Origin of the sequence: Nocardia mexicana NBRC 108244 (genome assembly GCF_001613165.1) — a bacterium.
GTDB lineage: Bacteria > Actinomycetota > Actinomycetes > Mycobacteriales > Mycobacteriaceae > Nocardia > Nocardia mexicana.
Genome location: NZ_BDBV01000079.1, coordinates 24,105 through 40,429, shown reverse-complemented (window position 1 = coordinate 40,429; position 16,325 = coordinate 24,105). Strand labels below are relative to the sequence as shown.

At 69.0% G+C, this 16,325-nt stretch carries 15 protein-coding genes; 8 read left to right on the top strand and 7 right to left on the bottom strand.

Annotation, left to right across the window (positions count from 1 at the left end; genetic code table 11):
* Positions 1–31 precede the first annotated feature (31 nt).
* Entirely contained in the window at positions 32–1,204 is a 1,173-nt protein-coding gene (locus NM1_RS29310; RefSeq protein WP_068027045.1) for an alpha/beta hydrolase, read from the top strand.
* A 29-nt stretch (positions 1,205–1,233) separates the two neighbouring features.
* Here NM1_RS29310 and add read toward each other — a convergent pair whose 3' ends face one another.
* Positions 1,234–2,274 (bottom strand): adenosine deaminase, encoded by a 1,041-nt coding sequence (gene add / locus NM1_RS29305; protein WP_068027188.1) that lies wholly within the window; start codon positions 2,272–2,274, stop codon positions 1,234–1,236.
* A gap of 87 nt (positions 2,275–2,361) precedes the next feature.
* Between add and NM1_RS29300 the strand changes: the two genes are divergently transcribed.
* Both NM1_RS29300 and NM1_RS29295 read left to right on the top strand, forming a co-directional pair.
* Positions 2,362–3,465, top strand: coding sequence for a winged helix DNA-binding domain-containing protein (locus NM1_RS29300; RefSeq protein ID WP_068027043.1), 1,104 nt, complete (start codon positions 2,362–2,364; stop codon positions 3,463–3,465).
* 93 nt (positions 3,466–3,558) lie between these two features.
* Positions 3,559–4,083 (top strand): hypothetical protein, encoded by a 525-nt coding sequence (locus NM1_RS29295; RefSeq protein WP_147289130.1) that lies wholly within the window; start codon positions 3,559–3,561, stop codon positions 4,081–4,083.
* 29 nt (positions 4,084–4,112) lie between these two features.
* On the opposite strand, the gene NM1_RS29290 is transcribed toward NM1_RS29295, so the two are convergent.
* The gene (locus NM1_RS29290) at positions 4,113–5,051 is read right to left on the bottom strand and encodes a TIGR03564 family F420-dependent LLM class oxidoreductase (protein WP_068027037.1); all 939 of its coding nucleotides are present in this window, start codon (positions 5,049–5,051) and stop codon (positions 4,113–4,115) included.
* Between the two features lie 547 nt (positions 5,052–5,598).
* On the opposite strand from NM1_RS29290, the gene NM1_RS29285 reads away from it, so the two are divergent.
* From NM1_RS29285 to NM1_RS29275, 3 genes are all read left to right on the top strand, one after another.
* A complete protein-coding gene (locus tag NM1_RS29285) occupies positions 5,599–7,293 on the top strand; it encodes a hydrogenase maturation protein (protein ID WP_068027034.1) in 1,695 nt (564 codons plus the stop codon).
* Positions 7,294–7,405: 112 nt separating this feature from the next.
* A complete protein-coding gene (locus NM1_RS29280) occupies positions 7,406–8,311 on the top strand; it encodes an MHYT domain-containing protein (protein ID WP_246011685.1) in 906 nt (301 codons plus the stop codon).
* Between the two features lie 125 nt (positions 8,312–8,436).
* Positions 8,437–8,667: a hypothetical protein gene (locus NM1_RS29275; protein ID WP_068027031.1), complete on the top strand. Its 231-nt coding sequence runs from the start codon at positions 8,437–8,439 to the stop codon at positions 8,665–8,667.
* Positions 8,668–8,882: 215 nt separating this feature from the next.
* On the opposite strand, the gene NM1_RS29270 is transcribed toward NM1_RS29275, so the two are convergent.
* Positions 8,883–9,338 (bottom strand): MarR family winged helix-turn-helix transcriptional regulator, encoded by a 456-nt coding sequence (locus NM1_RS29270; RefSeq protein ID WP_068027027.1) that lies wholly within the window; start codon positions 9,336–9,338, stop codon positions 8,883–8,885.
* Positions 9,339–9,417: 79 nt separating this feature from the next.
* On the opposite strand from NM1_RS29270, the gene NM1_RS29265 reads away from it, so the two are divergent.
* Positions 9,418–10,674 carry an epoxide hydrolase family protein gene (locus NM1_RS29265; protein WP_068027024.1) on the top strand — a complete coding sequence of 419 codons (1,257 nt, stop codon included), beginning with the start codon at positions 9,418–9,420 and terminating at the stop codon, positions 10,672–10,674.
* Positions 10,675–10,679: 5 nt separating this feature from the next.
* Here the strand turns inward: NM1_RS29265 and NM1_RS44215 are convergent, their stop codons facing one another.
* The 3 genes from NM1_RS44215 to NM1_RS29250 all read right to left on the bottom strand — a co-directional run bounded on the left by NM1_RS44215 (position 10,680) and on the right by NM1_RS29250 (position 13,304).
* Entirely contained in the window at positions 10,680–11,483 is an 804-nt protein-coding gene (locus NM1_RS44215) for a C40 family peptidase (protein WP_246011687.1), read from the bottom strand.
* Positions 11,484–11,724: 241 nt separating this feature from the next.
* Positions 11,725–12,579 carry a hypothetical protein gene (locus NM1_RS29255; protein WP_147289131.1) on the bottom strand — a complete coding sequence of 285 codons (855 nt, stop codon included), beginning with the start codon at positions 12,577–12,579 and terminating at the stop codon, positions 11,725–11,727.
* A complete protein-coding gene (locus NM1_RS29250; protein ID WP_169814339.1) occupies positions 12,579–13,304 on the bottom strand; it encodes a ParA family protein in 726 nt (241 codons plus the stop codon). The genes NM1_RS29255 and NM1_RS29250 overlap by 1 nt, the downstream gene beginning before the upstream one ends.
* Positions 13,305–13,864: 560 nt before the next feature.
* On the opposite strand from NM1_RS29250, the gene NM1_RS29245 reads away from it, so the two are divergent.
* Positions 13,865–14,761, top strand: coding sequence for a DMT family transporter (locus NM1_RS29245; RefSeq protein WP_068027015.1), 897 nt, complete (start codon positions 13,865–13,867; stop codon positions 14,759–14,761).
* Positions 14,762–14,845: 84 nt separating this feature from the next.
* Here the strand turns inward: NM1_RS29245 and NM1_RS29240 are convergent, their stop codons facing one another.
* Complete coding sequence (locus NM1_RS29240; RefSeq protein WP_068027013.1) at positions 14,846–16,279, bottom strand: amino acid permease; 1,434 nt, start codon at positions 16,277–16,279, stop codon at positions 14,846–14,848.
* Positions 16,280–16,325: the final 46 nt, after the last annotated feature.

The window sequence follows — 16,325 nt, the reverse complement described above, 5'->3', positions numbered from 1 at the left end:
GCGCGAGTATGCGGCGGCTACCCTGTTCGAGGTGGCCCCGACGCACCTTCGCGCACTCGTCGCACTCTGTGTGTCCGCACTGACCGCGGTCCTCGCGACGCTGGCGGCCGCACCGGTCGCCACCGCCGAGACATCCGGCAGCCCAGGGCAATTGGTATCGGTCACGGAGCTCGCGCCGGAGGCCACGCTGCCCGGATCCGGTGACGCCCGGCGCCTGGTGCACTGGTCCACGGGTGCGGGTGAGCGGCCCGCGCTGAACAGCGCCGCCGTGTACCTCCCGCCCGGGGAGCCGCCCGCCGGCGGATGGCCGATGGTCGTCTGGGCGCACGGCACCGTCGGCCTCGCCGACCACTGCGCCTACAGCATCGCGGGACCCGCTCTGCGCGAACGGGATTGGGGCTACCTCGACGCCTGGCTGCGCCAGGGGTACGCGATCGTCGCCACCGATTACGTGGGCCTGGGCACGCCCGGCCCACACCCGAAGGACAACGGGCTCGTCGCGGCCCACAGCGTCGTCGACGCCGCCACCGCGGCGGTGCGGGCGTTCCCCGGCGTGCTGTCGAACCGCTGGGTCGTGGTCGGCCAGTCGCAGGGCGGCGCCGCGGCCCTGTGGGCGGCCCGCGAGGCCACCCGCCGCGGCACCGAGACCGACTACCGCGGCGCCGTCGCCACCGGCGTGCCGGGCCTGCTGGAGAACGCGGTGCTGGCGCTGGGGCCGCACGTCCCGCCGGTGCCGGTCCCGGCGGATACCACGGCCCTCGCGCTGTATTCGCTGTCCGGTCTGCGAACCTCCTTCCCGCAGTTGGACATCGACTCCTACCTGACCGATGCGGGCCGCTTCTGGGTGAACCATGCCGAGCAGGTCTGCGAGTCCGAGCTGGCCGCCGAATTCGCCGCGGCGCCTGTCGTTCTCGGAGACATGTTCGCGAAACCCTTGGCCGCCCTACCCGATGCGCCCAGGCTGCTGAACGAGCACATGGGGATTCCGGTCACCGGCTACGACCGGCCGGTGTTCATCGGGCAGGGCTGGTTCGACACGCAGTCCCCCGCACCCGGCACCCTCGCCGTCGCGGGGCTGATGCGGGCGAACAACCAGGCCCTCACCCTGCGCACGTACCCGGCCGATCACAGCGGCACCCTGCAGCCGTCCCTCGCGGACTCGATACCGTTCGTGCGCCGGATTCTCCCGCCGGGCCGTCCGTAGCCCGCCCGGACGAACCGACGCTGCGGGAATCACCCTGGCACAGAATCAATCCGGGCCGTACCCGCGACATACGCGTCGATCTCGGCCAGGTATCCGTCCCGCCGCGTCTCCGTAATCCACGAGGCCCGGAAGGAATTTCGCGCCAGTTCCGCCAGGCGGTCGGTGGTGAGCCCGGCGTGCTCGGCCAGCGCCAGGTAGTTGTCGGCGGCGTAGGCGCCGAAGTAGGCGGGGTCGTCGCTGTTCACGGTGACGAGCAGGCCGCGCTCCAGCAGACCGGTGATCTCGGCCGCCTTCATCTGCGTGGTGACGAAGGAGTTGGAGACCGGGCAGCAGGTGAACGCGACGCCCCGGGACTCGGCCAACTCGACCAGCCGGTCGTCCTCGACGATATTGGTGCCGTGGTCGAGGCGGTCGACGCCGATGTCCTCCAGCGCCTGACGGATGTGCTCGACCGAGTTCTGCTGGTCGATATCGCAGTGCATGGTCAGCAGGAAGCCCTCGCGGCGGGCGCGGTCGAAGACGGCCGCGAACTTGCTCGGCGGATTGCCGCGCTCGTCGGAATCGAGGCCGACGCCGATGATCCAGTCGCGGTACGGCAGCGCCTCCAGCAGCGTCGCCATCGCGTACTCGGCCGAATAGTCGCGCAGGAAGCACAGAATGAGCTCGGCGGAGATCCCGAACTCGCGGCGGGCGCGCACGATCGCCGAGCGGTACCCGCCGATCACGGTGCCGAAGGGCACACCGCGGCCGGTGTGGGCCTGCGGGTCGAAGAACATCTCCACGTGGCGCACGCCCTGGGCGTGGGCCCGGCGCAGGTACTCGTAGGCCAGATCGTGAAAGTCCGGCGCCTGCTGCAGGACCCGCATGGCCGGGTAGTAGACCTGCAGGAAGGAGGTGAGGTCGTGGAAGTCGTAGGTCTGCCGCACCTCCTCCACCGTGTGTTCCGGCAATTCGATGCCGTTGCGGCGGGCCAGCCGGAACTTCAACTCCGGTTCCAGCGTGCCCTCCAGGTGCAGGTGCAGTTCCGCCTTGGGCAGGCCGCGCACGAACTCCGCTAGATCACTGGGCATGTCTCCATGATCGCCCACCGTCCCGGAATTCGTCGCACATCGATACGTAGGACCGAATCTGTCCTATATGCCGGTCAGGATGGGCTCATGACCGAACTCTCGCTGCGCACCCTGAACCGGACCCTGCTGCGGCGGCAGCTACTGACCGAACGGGTCTCGATGCCCGCAGTCGATCTGGTCCGGCATCTGGTGGCCGTCCAGGGGCAGGAGCCGAACTGGCCGTACGTGGGCCTGTGGGCGCGGCTCGCCGGATTCCGGCACGAGGAGCTGGAATCCCTGCTGCGGGACCGGAAGGTGGTGCGCTCCACCATGATTCGCCGGACCGTGCACCTGTCCACGGCCGCGGATTTCCGCTGGCTGCACCCGACGATGCAGCCGTACGTCGAATCGATGCTGCGGGCGCCCTACTTCTCCGACGAGATCGCGGGCATGGATCTCGGCGAACTCGCCGCGACCGGCCGGGAACTGCTGACCGGGACCACCCCGACCCGACGCGAATTGGGCCGATTGCTGGCCGAGCGGTTCCCGCAGCGGCATCCGGGACGCCTCGCGCAATCCGTCGGGCTGATGATTCCGCTTGTGCACGTGGGAGATTCGGGCGACTGGGGCGGGTGGCGGACGCGCTACGTGTCGGTCGCCCTGGCCGAGGAGTGGATCGGCGAACCGATGGAATCCCTGCCGCAGCCGGAGACGATGGTGCTGCGCTATCTCGCGGCGTTCGGCCCCGCGAGCGTCGCCGACGTGCAGGCCTGGGCGGGCGTCACCCGCCTGGCGGAGGTGGTGGAGCGCCTGCGGCCGCGGCTGCGGTCGCTCCGCGATGATTCCGGCCGGGAGCTGTTCGACCTCCCGGACGCCCCGCTCGCCGATCCGGATCTGCCGGTGCCGGTGCGGTTCCTGCCCGCCTTCGACAATGCGCTGCTCGGCCACAAGGATCGCCGCCGGATCATCAGCGACGAGGACCGCAACCGGATCAGCAAGGAGGCCTCGGCCGGTGTGCCGATGTACCTGGTCGACGGATTCGTCCACGGCCGTTGGGATCTGGAGGGTTCGACGCTGCGCGTCACGCCGTGGCACCCACTGACCGCCGACGACGAGGCCGCGGTGCGGGCCGAGGCCGAGCGGCTCCTGCCGTTCGTGGCGCCCGAGGCCGGGAAGGTCGTGCTGGAGCCGGCCCCGAGGATGTCTCGGTGACGTTCGCGACATGGCGAGCAGGGACGATGGCCATCTACTATTTACGTACGTAGATAGTAGATGCTCAATGGTGAGCAGAAAGAGGCGAGTCCCATGGCACGAGTTCCTCGCGTAACCCTCACCCTGTCCGCGATCGCGGCGATGACGGCAGGGGGTCTGGGCCTCGGCGCCGGGGTCGCCGACGCGGACGTCAGGACCTCGGGGACCCGGCCCGCCGCGGTCTGCCTCTGGGACGGCGCCGCTCACCCGACGGGAACGACCGTCGTCGCGGGTGGCCGCGATTATGTCTGCGGCACAGACGATCTCGGTGCGTACTGGTTCGGCGGGCCGCCGACCGATCGGCCCGACACCGTCGCGGCGCCCGGCTCCCGCACCGACCCCGCCGGGCGGTTCAGCCCCGGCGCCCGGCAGCCCGGCACCAGCTACAACGACTACTGCGTCGGCAGCCAGCTGATCCCCGGCACCGAGGACGTGTATCAGGTAGTCCGCGCGCGGGACGGCAGGCCGTTCTGGAAGGCCGCCGCGCCGATCTCGCAGTGGCGCTTCGATTCCGACGCCGCCCGCCCGGAGCCGACCTGGCGCACGCCCGCGTCCTGCAGCGAGGACAACCTGATCTGACGAGGGTCAGCGAGCCGATGTGACGGCACTCAGCGAGCGCGGTTCAGCTCGCCGAGCAGCCGCCAGGTCCGGCGCTGATCCTCCGGGGTGGTCAGATCGGTCTGGGAGAACACCACATCCGTCGCACCGGCGGCGAAGTACTCCTCGACGCGGGCCGCGACGGTCTCCTCGTCACCGATCACCACCAGGTCGGCAGCCCGGGACACCCCGGACAGCTCGCTCATCCGGGCGTAGGACGGGATGCCGTCGTAGAACGCGGTCTCCTTCGCGGCCGCCTCGCGCGCCCGGTCCACATCGGCGGTGACGACGCCGGGCACCAGGGCGACGATGCGCGGCCGGGCACGACCCGCCCGCTCGGCGGCCCGGACGATCGGCGCCACGACGTGCTCGCCCAGCGCGCGCGGACCGACGAGGAACGGCAGGGTGCCGTCGGCCAGCTCGCCGGTGGCACGTAGCGCCTGCGGCCCCATCGCGGCGACCAGCACCTGCGGCCGCGGCTCGGCGCCCGCCACCGTCGCGGGCATCGGGGTCACCGCGGTCACCGTCTCACCCCGGAATTCGGTTGTGCCCGTGTCGAATACGTCGTTCAGCACGGTGAGGAACTCGCGCAGCCGGGCGATCGGCCGATCGAAGCCGACGCCGAACACCGGCTCGGTGAACTGTGCCGCGCCCAGGCCCAGTCCGAGCGTGAACCGTCCCCGCGCCGCGGCCTGCGCGGTCTGCGCCGCGCTCGCGATCAGCAGCGGGTGCCGCGCCGGGATCGGCACCGCGGACGTCCCCACCTCGAGCCCCGGAACCTCGTGCCCCACCACCGCCGACAGCGTCACGGTGTCGTGCGAGAACAGCTGACCGAACCACAGCGAACCCAGCCCGGCCGCGGAGATCTCCCTCCCGACGGCGACGGCCGCGTCCACGGCGTTCTCGGAGGCATCGAGCGGGGCAGGCGACAGCGCGATTCCAAGGCTCACTCCCCCGCCAACCCCGACCCGAAAGACCCCATTCCGCCACGACCGATTCCCGCCGACTCGACCACCCCGGATCTCCGCGCCCCCGCCCGATGCCGCACCTCCCGACCCACCTCCCGCAACCGCCCGTCCCGCACCCCTTGCTTGTTCCCGCACTCACTACAGCCCCCTACAAGGGGTGCGAGCGCATGCCAGGGGTGCGGGAAGAGTTGGTGCACCGCGGGCCGCCACGCCCGGTCGGCAACCTCGGCGGCACGCTGTCGCGGTCCGGGATCGTGTGTGCGGGCTGTTACGGCGAGACGGCATCGCTGTGTCGAGAGTTGTTGTCCGACAGCGTTCTTCCTGCTCGTCGCGATATCCGCACGCCTCGTGATCGGGGCGGCGAATGTGGTCGCGGGATCCGGACTCCGGGAGGTGAAACACGTTCTGGTAACTCCGCGTGTGCCCGAGATGCATCGCAATTGGCACACCGCTAGTTTCGTTGGGGACGTTCTTGACCCGAACCGGCCGCCCGGTTCGCCTAGCAGTACTGCCTGATGGAGGAAACACCGTGCGCATCCTGCTGGTCGCCAGCGCATTCAACAGTCTCACGCAGCGGATTCACACCGAACTGCGGGACCGAGGACACCGGGTCGGTGTCGAGTTGGCGCTGGGCGACGATCTGCTGCGCGCGCGGGTGGCCCAATTCGAACCGGACCTGATCCTCGCCCCGATGCTCACCACCGCGATTCCGGAGGACATCTGGTCCGAGCACACCGTGCTGATCGTGCATCCCGGGCCGAAGGGCGACCGCGGCCCGTCCTCCCTGGACTGGGCGATCGGCGAGGGCGCGGCGGAGTGGGGCGTCACGGTGCTGCAGGCGGTCGCCGAGATGGACGCGGGCCCGATCTGGGCCTCCGAACCCTTCGCGGTCGGGCCGCACGGCAAGAGCCAGCTGTACCGCAACGAGGTTTCGGACGCGGCGGTGCGCGCGGTGCTGCTGGCGGTCGAGCGCTTCGCCGACGGCCGGTTCACGCCCGAGCCGCTCGACTACGACCGTCCCGACGTGCGCGGGCGGCTGCGCCCCTACCACTCCCAGCAGTACCGCCGGATCGACTGGTCGGCCGACGACACCGCCACCGTGCTGCGCAAGCTCCGGGCCGCCGACTCCCAGCCCGGCGTGCTGGACGAGCTGTTCGGGCGGGAGTTCTTCGTACACGGCGGCCACAACGAGGACCGGCTGCGCGGTTATCCGGGCACGATCGTCGCCACCCGCGACGGCGCGATCTGCCGGGCCACCATCGACGGCGCGGTGTGGCTGCCGCAGCTGCGGCCGCGCCGCACCCCCGGCGGCCCCGTCACGTTCAAGCGGCCCGCCGCCGACGCGCTCGGGCCCGACCTGCTGGCCGGCGTGCCGGAGGTCGGGGTCACGCCGTTCGAGGCGGCCTCCCGCGACACCTGGTCGGAGCTGCGCTACCGCGAGCACGGCGAGGTCGGCTACCTGGAATTCGCGTTCGCGGGCGGCGCGATGAGCACCGGCCAGTGCCGCCGCCTGCTGGCCGCCTACCGGCAGGCGTGCGAGCGCCCGGTGGACGTGCTGGTGCTCGGCCCGGACCGCGACTTCTTCTCCAATGGCATCCACCTGAACGTGATCGAGGCGGCCGACGATCCGGCCGAGGAGTCCTGGCACAACATCAATGCCATGAATGACCTGGTCGAGGCCATCCTGACCACCACCGACAAGCTGGTGATCGCCGCGGTGGCCGGTAATGCCGCCGCCGGTGGCGTGATGCTGGCGCTGGCGGCCGACGAGGTCTGGTGCCGGGAGTCGGCGGTGCTGAACCCGCACTACCGGCTGATGGGCCTGCACGGATCGGAGTACTGGACCTACACGCTGCCCCGCCGGGTCGGCGCCGAACAGGCCGACCGCCTGACCCGCGAGACGATGCCGGTCGGGGCCCGCGCCGCCGGTCGGCTGGGGCTGGTGGACCGGGTCGTCTCCGGCGGTCCGGTCGAGTTCTGGGGCCGGGTACGCGGGGAGGCCGAGGCCCTGGCCGCGGCGCCGGAACTGGCGGACCGACTGGTCGCGAAGAAGCAGCGCCGCGCCGCGGACGAGGCCGCCAAGCCGCTGGCTGCCTACCGGGATTACGAACTGGCGCAAATGCGCCAGAACTTCTACGGCGAGCACGAGCCGTACCACCGGCTGCGACGAAACTTCGTGCACAAGGTACGTCCGCAGGCGACCCCGACCCACCTGCTGGCTTGAGCCGATGCCCCGGTGTTGCGAAGCTTTCACATTGCAATCCCCAAGATCGACCCACTTGAACTATCGTCCGGTAACGGATTGATTACCGCTTTTGCCCCACTTGGAGAACGCAGTGCTGGAGCTCGACCATTTCAACCATGGCCTGTTGACACCCATCCTGGCCTATCTCATGTCTTTCATCGGCTCCGTGCTCGGCCTCCGCTGCGCCGTCCATGCCCGCTCGTCCCGATGGCCCGGCGGCTGGCTGGTCGCCGCGGCGGTGGCGCTGGGCGGTTGCGGTATCTGGGTCATGCACTTCACCGCGATGCTCGGATTCTCCGTTCAGGGGATGACGCTGCGCTACGACGTGCCGATGACGCTCCTCAGCGCGGCCATCGCGATCGTCGTGGTGTGGATCGGGCTGTCCATCGTGGTGCGGGTGCGGCGCGAGATCCTGGCCCTGCCGATCGGCGGCGCCATCACCGGCGTCGGGGTGGCGGCCATGCACTATCTGGGCATGTCCGCCATGCACGTGGGGGCACACGTCGAATACAACATCACGCTGGTCGCGCTGTCCGTCGTGATCGCGGTGGTGGCGGCGACCGCGGCACTGTGGTTCATGCTGCACGTGCACGGCTTCGGGGCGACGCTCGGCGCGGCGGTGATCATGGGCCTGGCGGTGTGCGGCATGCACTACACGGGCATGGCGGCCATGAGCGCCCAGCACGGCAACCACGGCGCGGTGACCAAGGGTGTCGAACCGGTGCAGCTGCTCACGCCGCTGATCATGACCGTCACGCTGATCACCATGATGCTGATCGTGCTGGTCGGCCTGGCCGAGGTCGACGCCCCGTCGCGGCGCGACTCCGGCGCGGACGACGAGGAGGCGCTCGCCGACAGCGGCCGCAGCTGGCCGCGCCTCGACCCGTATTCCGAGGCGCCGCGGCAGGCTCCGGCCCCGCAGCAGCCCGTCCCGACGGCGGTCAGCCTGCGGGCCGCGAGCCGCGCCGCGGACCAGCCCGGCCGCTCGCCCCGCTAGCTCACCGCAGATCCCGCGCCCGGCACCGGTTCTCGCGGTGATCGGCCCGGTGTGAGCGGGTGCGCGGGGCTGTGCTGAAATCACTGTGGACGCGTGATGGACAGCGACAACGAAGGTCACTCGTGATGGGCAAAGTGTGGCGCCGCAGGCAGCCGGACGACGACTACGGCCTGCTGGTGACCGTGGCAACGGTCTTCGACGAGGTCACCGCCGCCGACGTGCGGCAGTTGCTGCGCGAGCACGGCATCCGATCCACGCAGGCCGGGACCGGCCGCGCCCGCCACCGCATGCGCATCCTCGTCTTCCCCGAGGATGCGGGCCGCGCCTACGACGTACTCTTCCTACACACCACCTGAACACAAGCCGCCCAAGGCCACGCCTGTCATTCCGGCGCATACCTCCCACCCTGCATCTCCGGCGCACCCCTCTCGCCCCTTGCGCTTCCGGCGCACGCCCCTCACCCCCTGTATCTCCAGGGCAGGCCCCTAACCCATCTCACTCCCGGGGACACGCCTCTCCCCCTGCGTTTCCGGCATGCACTTGGCCGGAATCTACTCGCGCACAGGCACATTCACGCTCCTCGCTGCGCATCCCGGCCCAGTGCGGCGAGCCGGTGGAGCACGGGTAGCGCGGCCGATAGAGCGCGCCGTTCCTCGGGCGACAGGTCGGCGAACAGCGGGCGCAGGTGCTCGACTCGGTCGGCGCGCCGCGCGGCGCCGATGCGCCGACCCGCCGCGGTGATGTCCACCAGCGCCGCACGCCGATCGGTGGGGTCCGGGCGGCGTTCCACCAACCCGTCGCGCTCGAGCCGCGCGACGAGCTGAGTGAGCCCGGGCTGGCTGATCTGCTCGGTCTTCACCAGGTCCGACAGGCGCATCGGCCCCGTGCCGGAGGCGAGGGTGTCCAGCACCGACAGCGTCGTGAACGACAACCGCTCCGAACTGGGCAGCCGTATGTAGAAGCGGTTGAAGTTCTCGACGGCCGTCGCGAACACATCCACATCCAGGTCATCCGGGGCGTCGTCCATGCCCAAAATATATCCGATGCTTATATAAGTTCCTTATGTACACTCCGTATCGAACCTCGATTCGCAGCGGGAGCCGACGATGAGCCGACACACGAGCCCCACCCACTTCGCCGAACCGCGACCGTTTCCGTTGCAGCCCATACCGATTCACGTCACCGACGAGGTGCTCGACGACCTGCGGCAGCGCCTGGCGCTGACCCGCTGGCCCGACGACGCGGGCAACGAGGACTGGTACTACGGCGTGAACCGGGCCTATCTGCAGGGACTCGTCGACTACTGGCGCACGGACTACGACTGGCGCGCCGCCGAGGCACGAATCAACGCCTACCCGCACTATCGGGTCGAGATCGAGGGCGTGCCCATCCATTTCATGCGCCGCCCGGGCACCGGCGAGAACCCGACGCCGCTGATCCTCACGCACGGCTGGCCGTGGACGTTCTGGCACTGGTCCAAGGTGGTCGACCCGCTGGCAGATCCGGGATCGTTCGGCGGCGACCCGGCCGACGCGTTCGACGTGATCGTCCCGTCGTTTCCCGGGTTCGGGTTCTCCACTCCCCTGCCGAACCGCCCGGACATGAACTTCTGGAAGGTTGCCGACCTGTGGCACCTGCTGATGACACGAACGCTCGGCCACGCGAAGTACGCCGCCGCGGGGTGTGATGTCGGGGCGCTGGTCACCGGTCAGCTCGGGCACAAGTACGCCGACGAGCTGTACGGCATCCATATCGGCTCGGGCCTGAAGCTGAGCCTGTTCAACGGCGATCGGGCGTGGGATTTCAGTGGCGGGCAACCGATTCCGGAGGGGCTGGCGCCGGAGGTCCGCGATCGGATCCTCGAGTTCGACCGCCGCTTCGCCGTCCACCTCGCCGCCCACATGCTCGACTCCAGCACGCTGGCCGTCGGGCTGTCGGACTCCCCCGCCGGAATGCTCGCGTGGATCCTGCAGCGCTGGAAGTCCTGGAGCGACAACGGCGGTGATCTGGAGAGCGTCTTCGATGCCGACGAACTACTCACGCACGCAACGATCTTCTGGGTGACGAACTCGATCGGGACCTCGATACGCACCTACGCCAACAACAATCGCTATCCGTGGACTCCGTCGCACGATCGGCGGCCCGTGATCGAGGCGCCCACCGGAATCACCTTCGTCGGCCACGAGAATCCACCCGGCGTCACCAGCGATCGTCGCGTCGAGCACTTCCTGACGACCGATCGAGCCGACTGGTACAACCTGGTCAATCCGACGGCACACGATCGCGGCGGCCACTTCATTCCGTGGGAGCTGCCCGGCGAGTGGGTCGACGATCTGCGCCGGACCTTCCGCGGGCGGCGGTAGCGCGGTCAGAAGCGGCGGGCGCCGCTGGCGGGCATTTCCGACAGGTCCGACATCACCACGCCGGTGCTGTTGGTGCCCGCGTGCACCACCTTGCCGTCACCCGCGTAGAGGGCGGAATGGCCGCCGCCGTAGAACGAGACCATGTCCCCGCGCTCGAGTTCGTCCAGTCCGACCGGGGTCCCGGTGGAGAGCTGGCCGTAGCTGGTGCGGGGCAAGTCGACACCGGCCTGCCCGTAGGACCACTGCACCAGGCCGGAGCAGTCGAAGGCGTCGGGGCCCGCCGAGCCGTACCCGTAGGCGGCGCCGATCTTCGATTCGGCCGCCTCGACCGCGAGTTCGCCCCGACTCTTCTCCTGGGTGGCGGCCGGGGCCGACGGCGCGGGCGCCCCGGGGGCGATATCGGACCGGGGAGCGGTCGGCGATTCGGGGATCGACGGAATTCCCGGGGCAGAGAGCATCGACCGGATATCGACACCCGGGAGGGCCGACTGCAGGCCGTTCACAATTCCGGTCACCGCCGAATTCGGATCGGGCACGTTATTCGGGGCGGCATCGGTATCGGGAATGCTTTCCGATTCACCCTCGTCCGGAATCGAAACCATGATGCCTGGAATTTCCGCTGGTGTCTGCACTTCGATCGGCACCTCGATGGATCCGATTCCCGGAATGGACACCGGCTCCGCCGCTGCCTGTCCCGTGGTCAATAGTAGGGCGCCCAGCGCACCGAGCACGACCGCCGCGGCCGCCAGCACCCACCAGAGCATCCGCCGCATGTAGCGGATATATCGGACTTCGTCGGTTCCAGTCATGATGCGGTCCTCCGATCCTCTCATCGAGAGCCGGGTGGCTCTCGAACAAGCTCGAAAAACTTCACCGTGCACTAACCAAACCAGCAGATCCGAGGTGCCATGATTCGCCCGCGACAATACGATTGCAAGGAAATAAGAGGTAATTAACGATAACAAGGCGATAAACAATCGAAAACCAACAGATCTCGAAAGAATGCCCCGCATCGGATTGTTTTCCGATGCGGGGCATTTCGATTCGAACTCAGACGGTGATCTGCTCCTCGATCTCCGTCGCCATCGTGCGCAATTTCGCGGCGAATTCCCGAGCCGCGACGGGATCGCCGGTGGATCCCTTGACCACCCGCCGCGTCAGGGCGGCCAGCCGGGATTCGACGGTGCTGAACAGATCCACCGGGGGTTCGGGCCGATCCTCGGACACCTCGCCGCGCACCCACGCCTGCAGCCGCTGCACCGCCTGGTCGGAATCGAAGCGCTCGGGCAGCACGGCCACCGCCTCGCGCAGCTTGCCCGCGGTGATCTTCACGTCCGCGGCAGCGAGCGTGGCGTAGACGGTGACCGCGGCCTGTTCGCCGTGCGAGGCCGCCACCGGCAGCAACTCCCGGATCTGACCCTCGTTGATGCCCGGCGCCATCGGGTGCAGCTTGGCGGCCAGCGGCCAGGCCCGGATCAGCTTGTGGGCGTAGGAGCGCTGCATATCCCACCGCTGCTCGACATAGTCGTCGAAGGTGTCGTAGCCGCTGCGGTACAGCCGCCCGTCGCGCACGATCTGCAGCGCCCGACCGGCCGCCCAGAATGCCAGGCGCAGCGTGCCGATCGACGTCTCACACGCCGACAGCTGGGCCTGTTCACCGTCGCTGAGCGGTCCGTCACCGGCTGCCGGGAGCGGCATGGTGAGCACGTTCTCCGATGTTTCCGGCGCCGGGCCCGCCTCGGTGGGCACCACGGTCAAGTTGCGTTCCGACCGCCGCCATTCGGCGTCGCGCAGCGGCGAGACGGGCGGCGTGTGTTCGGCGGTATCGGCCAGCGGATTCACGGCGACGGCGGTATTGCCGACGGATTTACCGCCGATCATGGATTTCCTGCGTTGCGGAGGCATCAGGCGGGCACCCCCAGCGCGACGCGGTAGGGGCTGACCAATTCGTCACCCACCTGCCGATATTCGCCCAGATCGTGCAGTGGATTCTCCGCGCCCTCGCCGACTTCCCCATCGGCGGCCTCGCGGTACCACTTCCACGCACTCACATAGGATTCGAAGACCTCGTACCCGGCGTCTTCCAGCTGCCCGCGCTGGGCCCGGTATTCGGTGGAGACGTTGACGCCCTTTTTCATTGTTACCGGAACCTTCGTCATCAGCACCCGGACCCGGATTTCGCGTGCCGCATCGACGGCCGCCTCCTCGGCGGCCTTGTAGGTACTGGGCACTCGTTTCACCTCCGAGGGACTCACGCTCGTCAACAGCACGAGCTCGTCGGTCGAGGGAATTGCGGCCTTGAAGATATCCGCCGATTCTCCTCCGGCATCCACGATGATCACGTCGTAGTCGGCGGCATTGTCGGCGATGCAATCGTCGACGTGCCGGGACGGAAACGCGATCAGCGTGAAGGGCAGATCTATTTCTCCCCTCTGCAGCCGCCGATACCAGGAATATCCGGTCTGGCTCAGCGGGTCGGCATCGATGACCAGCACCCGCAACTCGAGCTCGAGCGCGAAGTAGCCGGCGATGAAAAAGGCGGAGGTGGTTTTCCCGACGCCGCCTTTCAGATTCCCCAGTGTCACCACCAAGGGTTTCGGCAGATCCAGTGATGCAGCAGAATTCGTCACGGACGGTCCTCCTTTGATGAGGAGAGCAACACTGTGCGCCGCCCAGTCTTACACGGATGTAGTTCGAATCCGGAGATTTTGCCCCCATCGCCCGGTGTGTCCAATTGGACACGGAGACAACCCAGCCGTCCCACCCCACTGTGTCCAATTGGACACACCCTTCCCGCACCGGCCCCACAACTCGCGCACCCCGTGCGTGTTCCCGCACTCGCTACAACTCGTGCAGTGGGTGCGGGAACACGCACGGGGTGCGCGAGAGCCGGGGGCCGCGCATCCCCTTGCGCGTGGAAGGTGGTCAAGTAGGTTGACCATTGTTGCTTGGGCGGTTGCCTCGCTACAGTGGGGCCGTGCATCGAGTCTTCAAGTCCACTCCGCCCCCCGCCGCCTGAGCGGGGTGGTTCACGGGCCGGGCGGTTACCTACCGCGCGGCCGTTCCGTAGCACCGGGTCGCCGTAGCCGCTGATCGCGGCACCGGCGCGTAGCCGATCGCGATCGGTACCCACGAGCAACTGCCCCGCGTCGTCGTCATCCCTTCCTTCGACGCAGGAGCACCATCACCCATGTCTGTGGACATTGTCGCGCCCGCGCGCGACCGATCAGCGGCGGCCTTGCTCGCCGCCGGAATCCTCTGGGGCACCGGCGGTCTCGCCGGATCCCTGCTGGCCGCCCAGGCGCAGTTGCATCCGCTGTCCGTGGCGGCCTACCGGCTGCTGCTGGGCGGCGGGCTGGCGGTCGCGCTGCTCGCCGTCTCCGGCGGCCTGCGTGGGCTGCCGCGCAGCCGGGCGGCCACCGCCCGGATCCTGCTGACCGGCGGGCTGCTCGGCTGCTTCCAGGGCTGCTATTTCGTTGCCGTGCACTACATCTCGGTCAGCATCGCGACAATGGTGACGATCGGGATGCTGCCCGTGTTCGTGGCGCTCGGCGCGGCGGTGCGCGACCGGCGGCGGCCCGCCGCGATCACCCTGCTGTCCATCGGTGTCGCGGTGACCGGGCTGGTGCTGCTCACCTGGTCGCCGGGCGCCGGAGCGGGCGGCTGGCGGCTGGGGGCGGGCATCGCCTTCGCCCTGCTCGCCGCGGCCGGGTTCGCGACCCTGACGCTGATCACCACCACGCCCGTACCCGGCCTGGATCCGTTGCGCACCACGGCATTCGGCATGCTCACCGGCGGCCTACTGCTCACCCCGGCGGCACTGGCGTTCGGTATGGCGCTGCCGATCCGGCCGAGCGTGCTACTCACCGCGGCCTACCTCGGCAGCGCCCCGACGGCCCTCGCCTACACCGCGTACTTCCGCGGATTACGCACCGCCGCACCGGTTTTCGCCGCATTGGCCGCCCTGCTGGAACCGCTCACGGCGGCACTGCTGGCGGCACTCCTGCTCGGAGACCGGCTCGGCGCCCTCGGCTGGTGCGGTGCCGCACTGCTGATCTGCGCCCTCGCGATCAGCTATCGGCGATAGCGAACATCCCTGACCCACAGTGGTCCGCACCGGCACCAGGTCCCCCTCATTTCGGACCTGCTGCCGGTGCAGTTGGTCGGGCCGTTACGAGACCGTCGACGAGTCCGTCTGCTCCCCTCCCCTCGCCAGCAGCGAATGACGGCGGCTGTAGCCGAGGTAGATGACCAGGCCGATCGCGAACCACACCGCGAAGCGCCCCCAGGTCTCCGGCTTCAAGTAGGTGATCAGCCAGATCGAGAAGCCGATGCCGACCAGCGGCACGATCGGCATGAACGGGGCGCGGAAGGTGCGGGGCAGATCGGGCTGCCGGTAGCGCAGCACGATCACCGCCGCGCACACCACGACGAACGCCAGCAGGATGCCGATATTGGTCAGCTCGGCCGCCTCCCCGATCGGCAGGAACCCGGCGATCAGCGCGGAGATGATGCCCGCGATCCAGGTGATGCGGGTGGGCACGTGGCGGGTCGGGTGGGTCTTGGCGAACCACTGGGGCAGCAGGCCGTCCCGGCTCATCGAGAACCAGATGCGGGTGACGCCGAGCATGAAGGTGAACAGCACGGTCATGATGCCGACGATCGCGCCCGCCGCGATCAGGCTGCCCAGGCCCGGGAGGCCGACCGACTCGAACGCCGACGACAGCCCGCTCTTCGGGTTGATCTCCGTGTACTTCTGCATGCCGGTCAGCACCAGGCACACCAGCACGTAGAGCACCATCGAGATCGCCAGCGAGATCAGGATCGCCTTGGGCAGATGGCGTTTGGCGTCCACCGACTCCTCCGCCGCGGTCGACATGGCGTCGTAGCCGAACACCGCGAAGAACACCGTCGACGCACCGGTCACCGCCCCGCCGAAGCCGAACGGGAAGTACGGGCTGTAGTTGCCGTTCTTGATGTAGAACGCGCCCGCCACGATCACGATCAGCACCACCACGACCTTGATGCCGACCACGATGGTCTCGAACCGCGCCGCCGCCTTGATGCCCCGCGTGAGCAGGAACGCGATCAGCAGGCACAGCAGCGCCGCGAACAGGTCCACCTTGTGCCCGGCACCCGTGTTGGGCGCCCCGAGCATCCACACCGGCAGCGTGATGTCCAGCTGCTCCAGCAGGAACGAGATGTACCCGGAGATGCCGATGGCGACCACCGCGACGATGGCGGTGTACTCCAGCAGCAGGTCCCAGCCGATGAACCAGCCGACCGGCTCGCCGAGCACCGCGAAACCGTAGGTGTAGGCGGATCCGGCCTTCGGGATCAGGCCCGCGAACTCGGCATACGAGAGCGCGGCCGCGGCACTGGCGATGCCGGCGATGATGAACGAGATCAGCACGGCGGGACCGGCGGTCTCGTTGGCGACCGCCCCGGCGAGGGCGAAGATGCCCGCGCCGATGATGCCGCCGACGCCGATGGCGGTCAGCTGCCACAGGCCGAGGGCCCGCTGCAGGCCGCCGGAGGGCTCGTCGTCGATCAACTCGATGGGTTTGCGGCGGAAGATCTCCCGCATGGTCGGACTAGCTGGCATGTGGTTGCTCCTTGTACTACCGGTTCGGGGCAGTGTAAATGTGAGC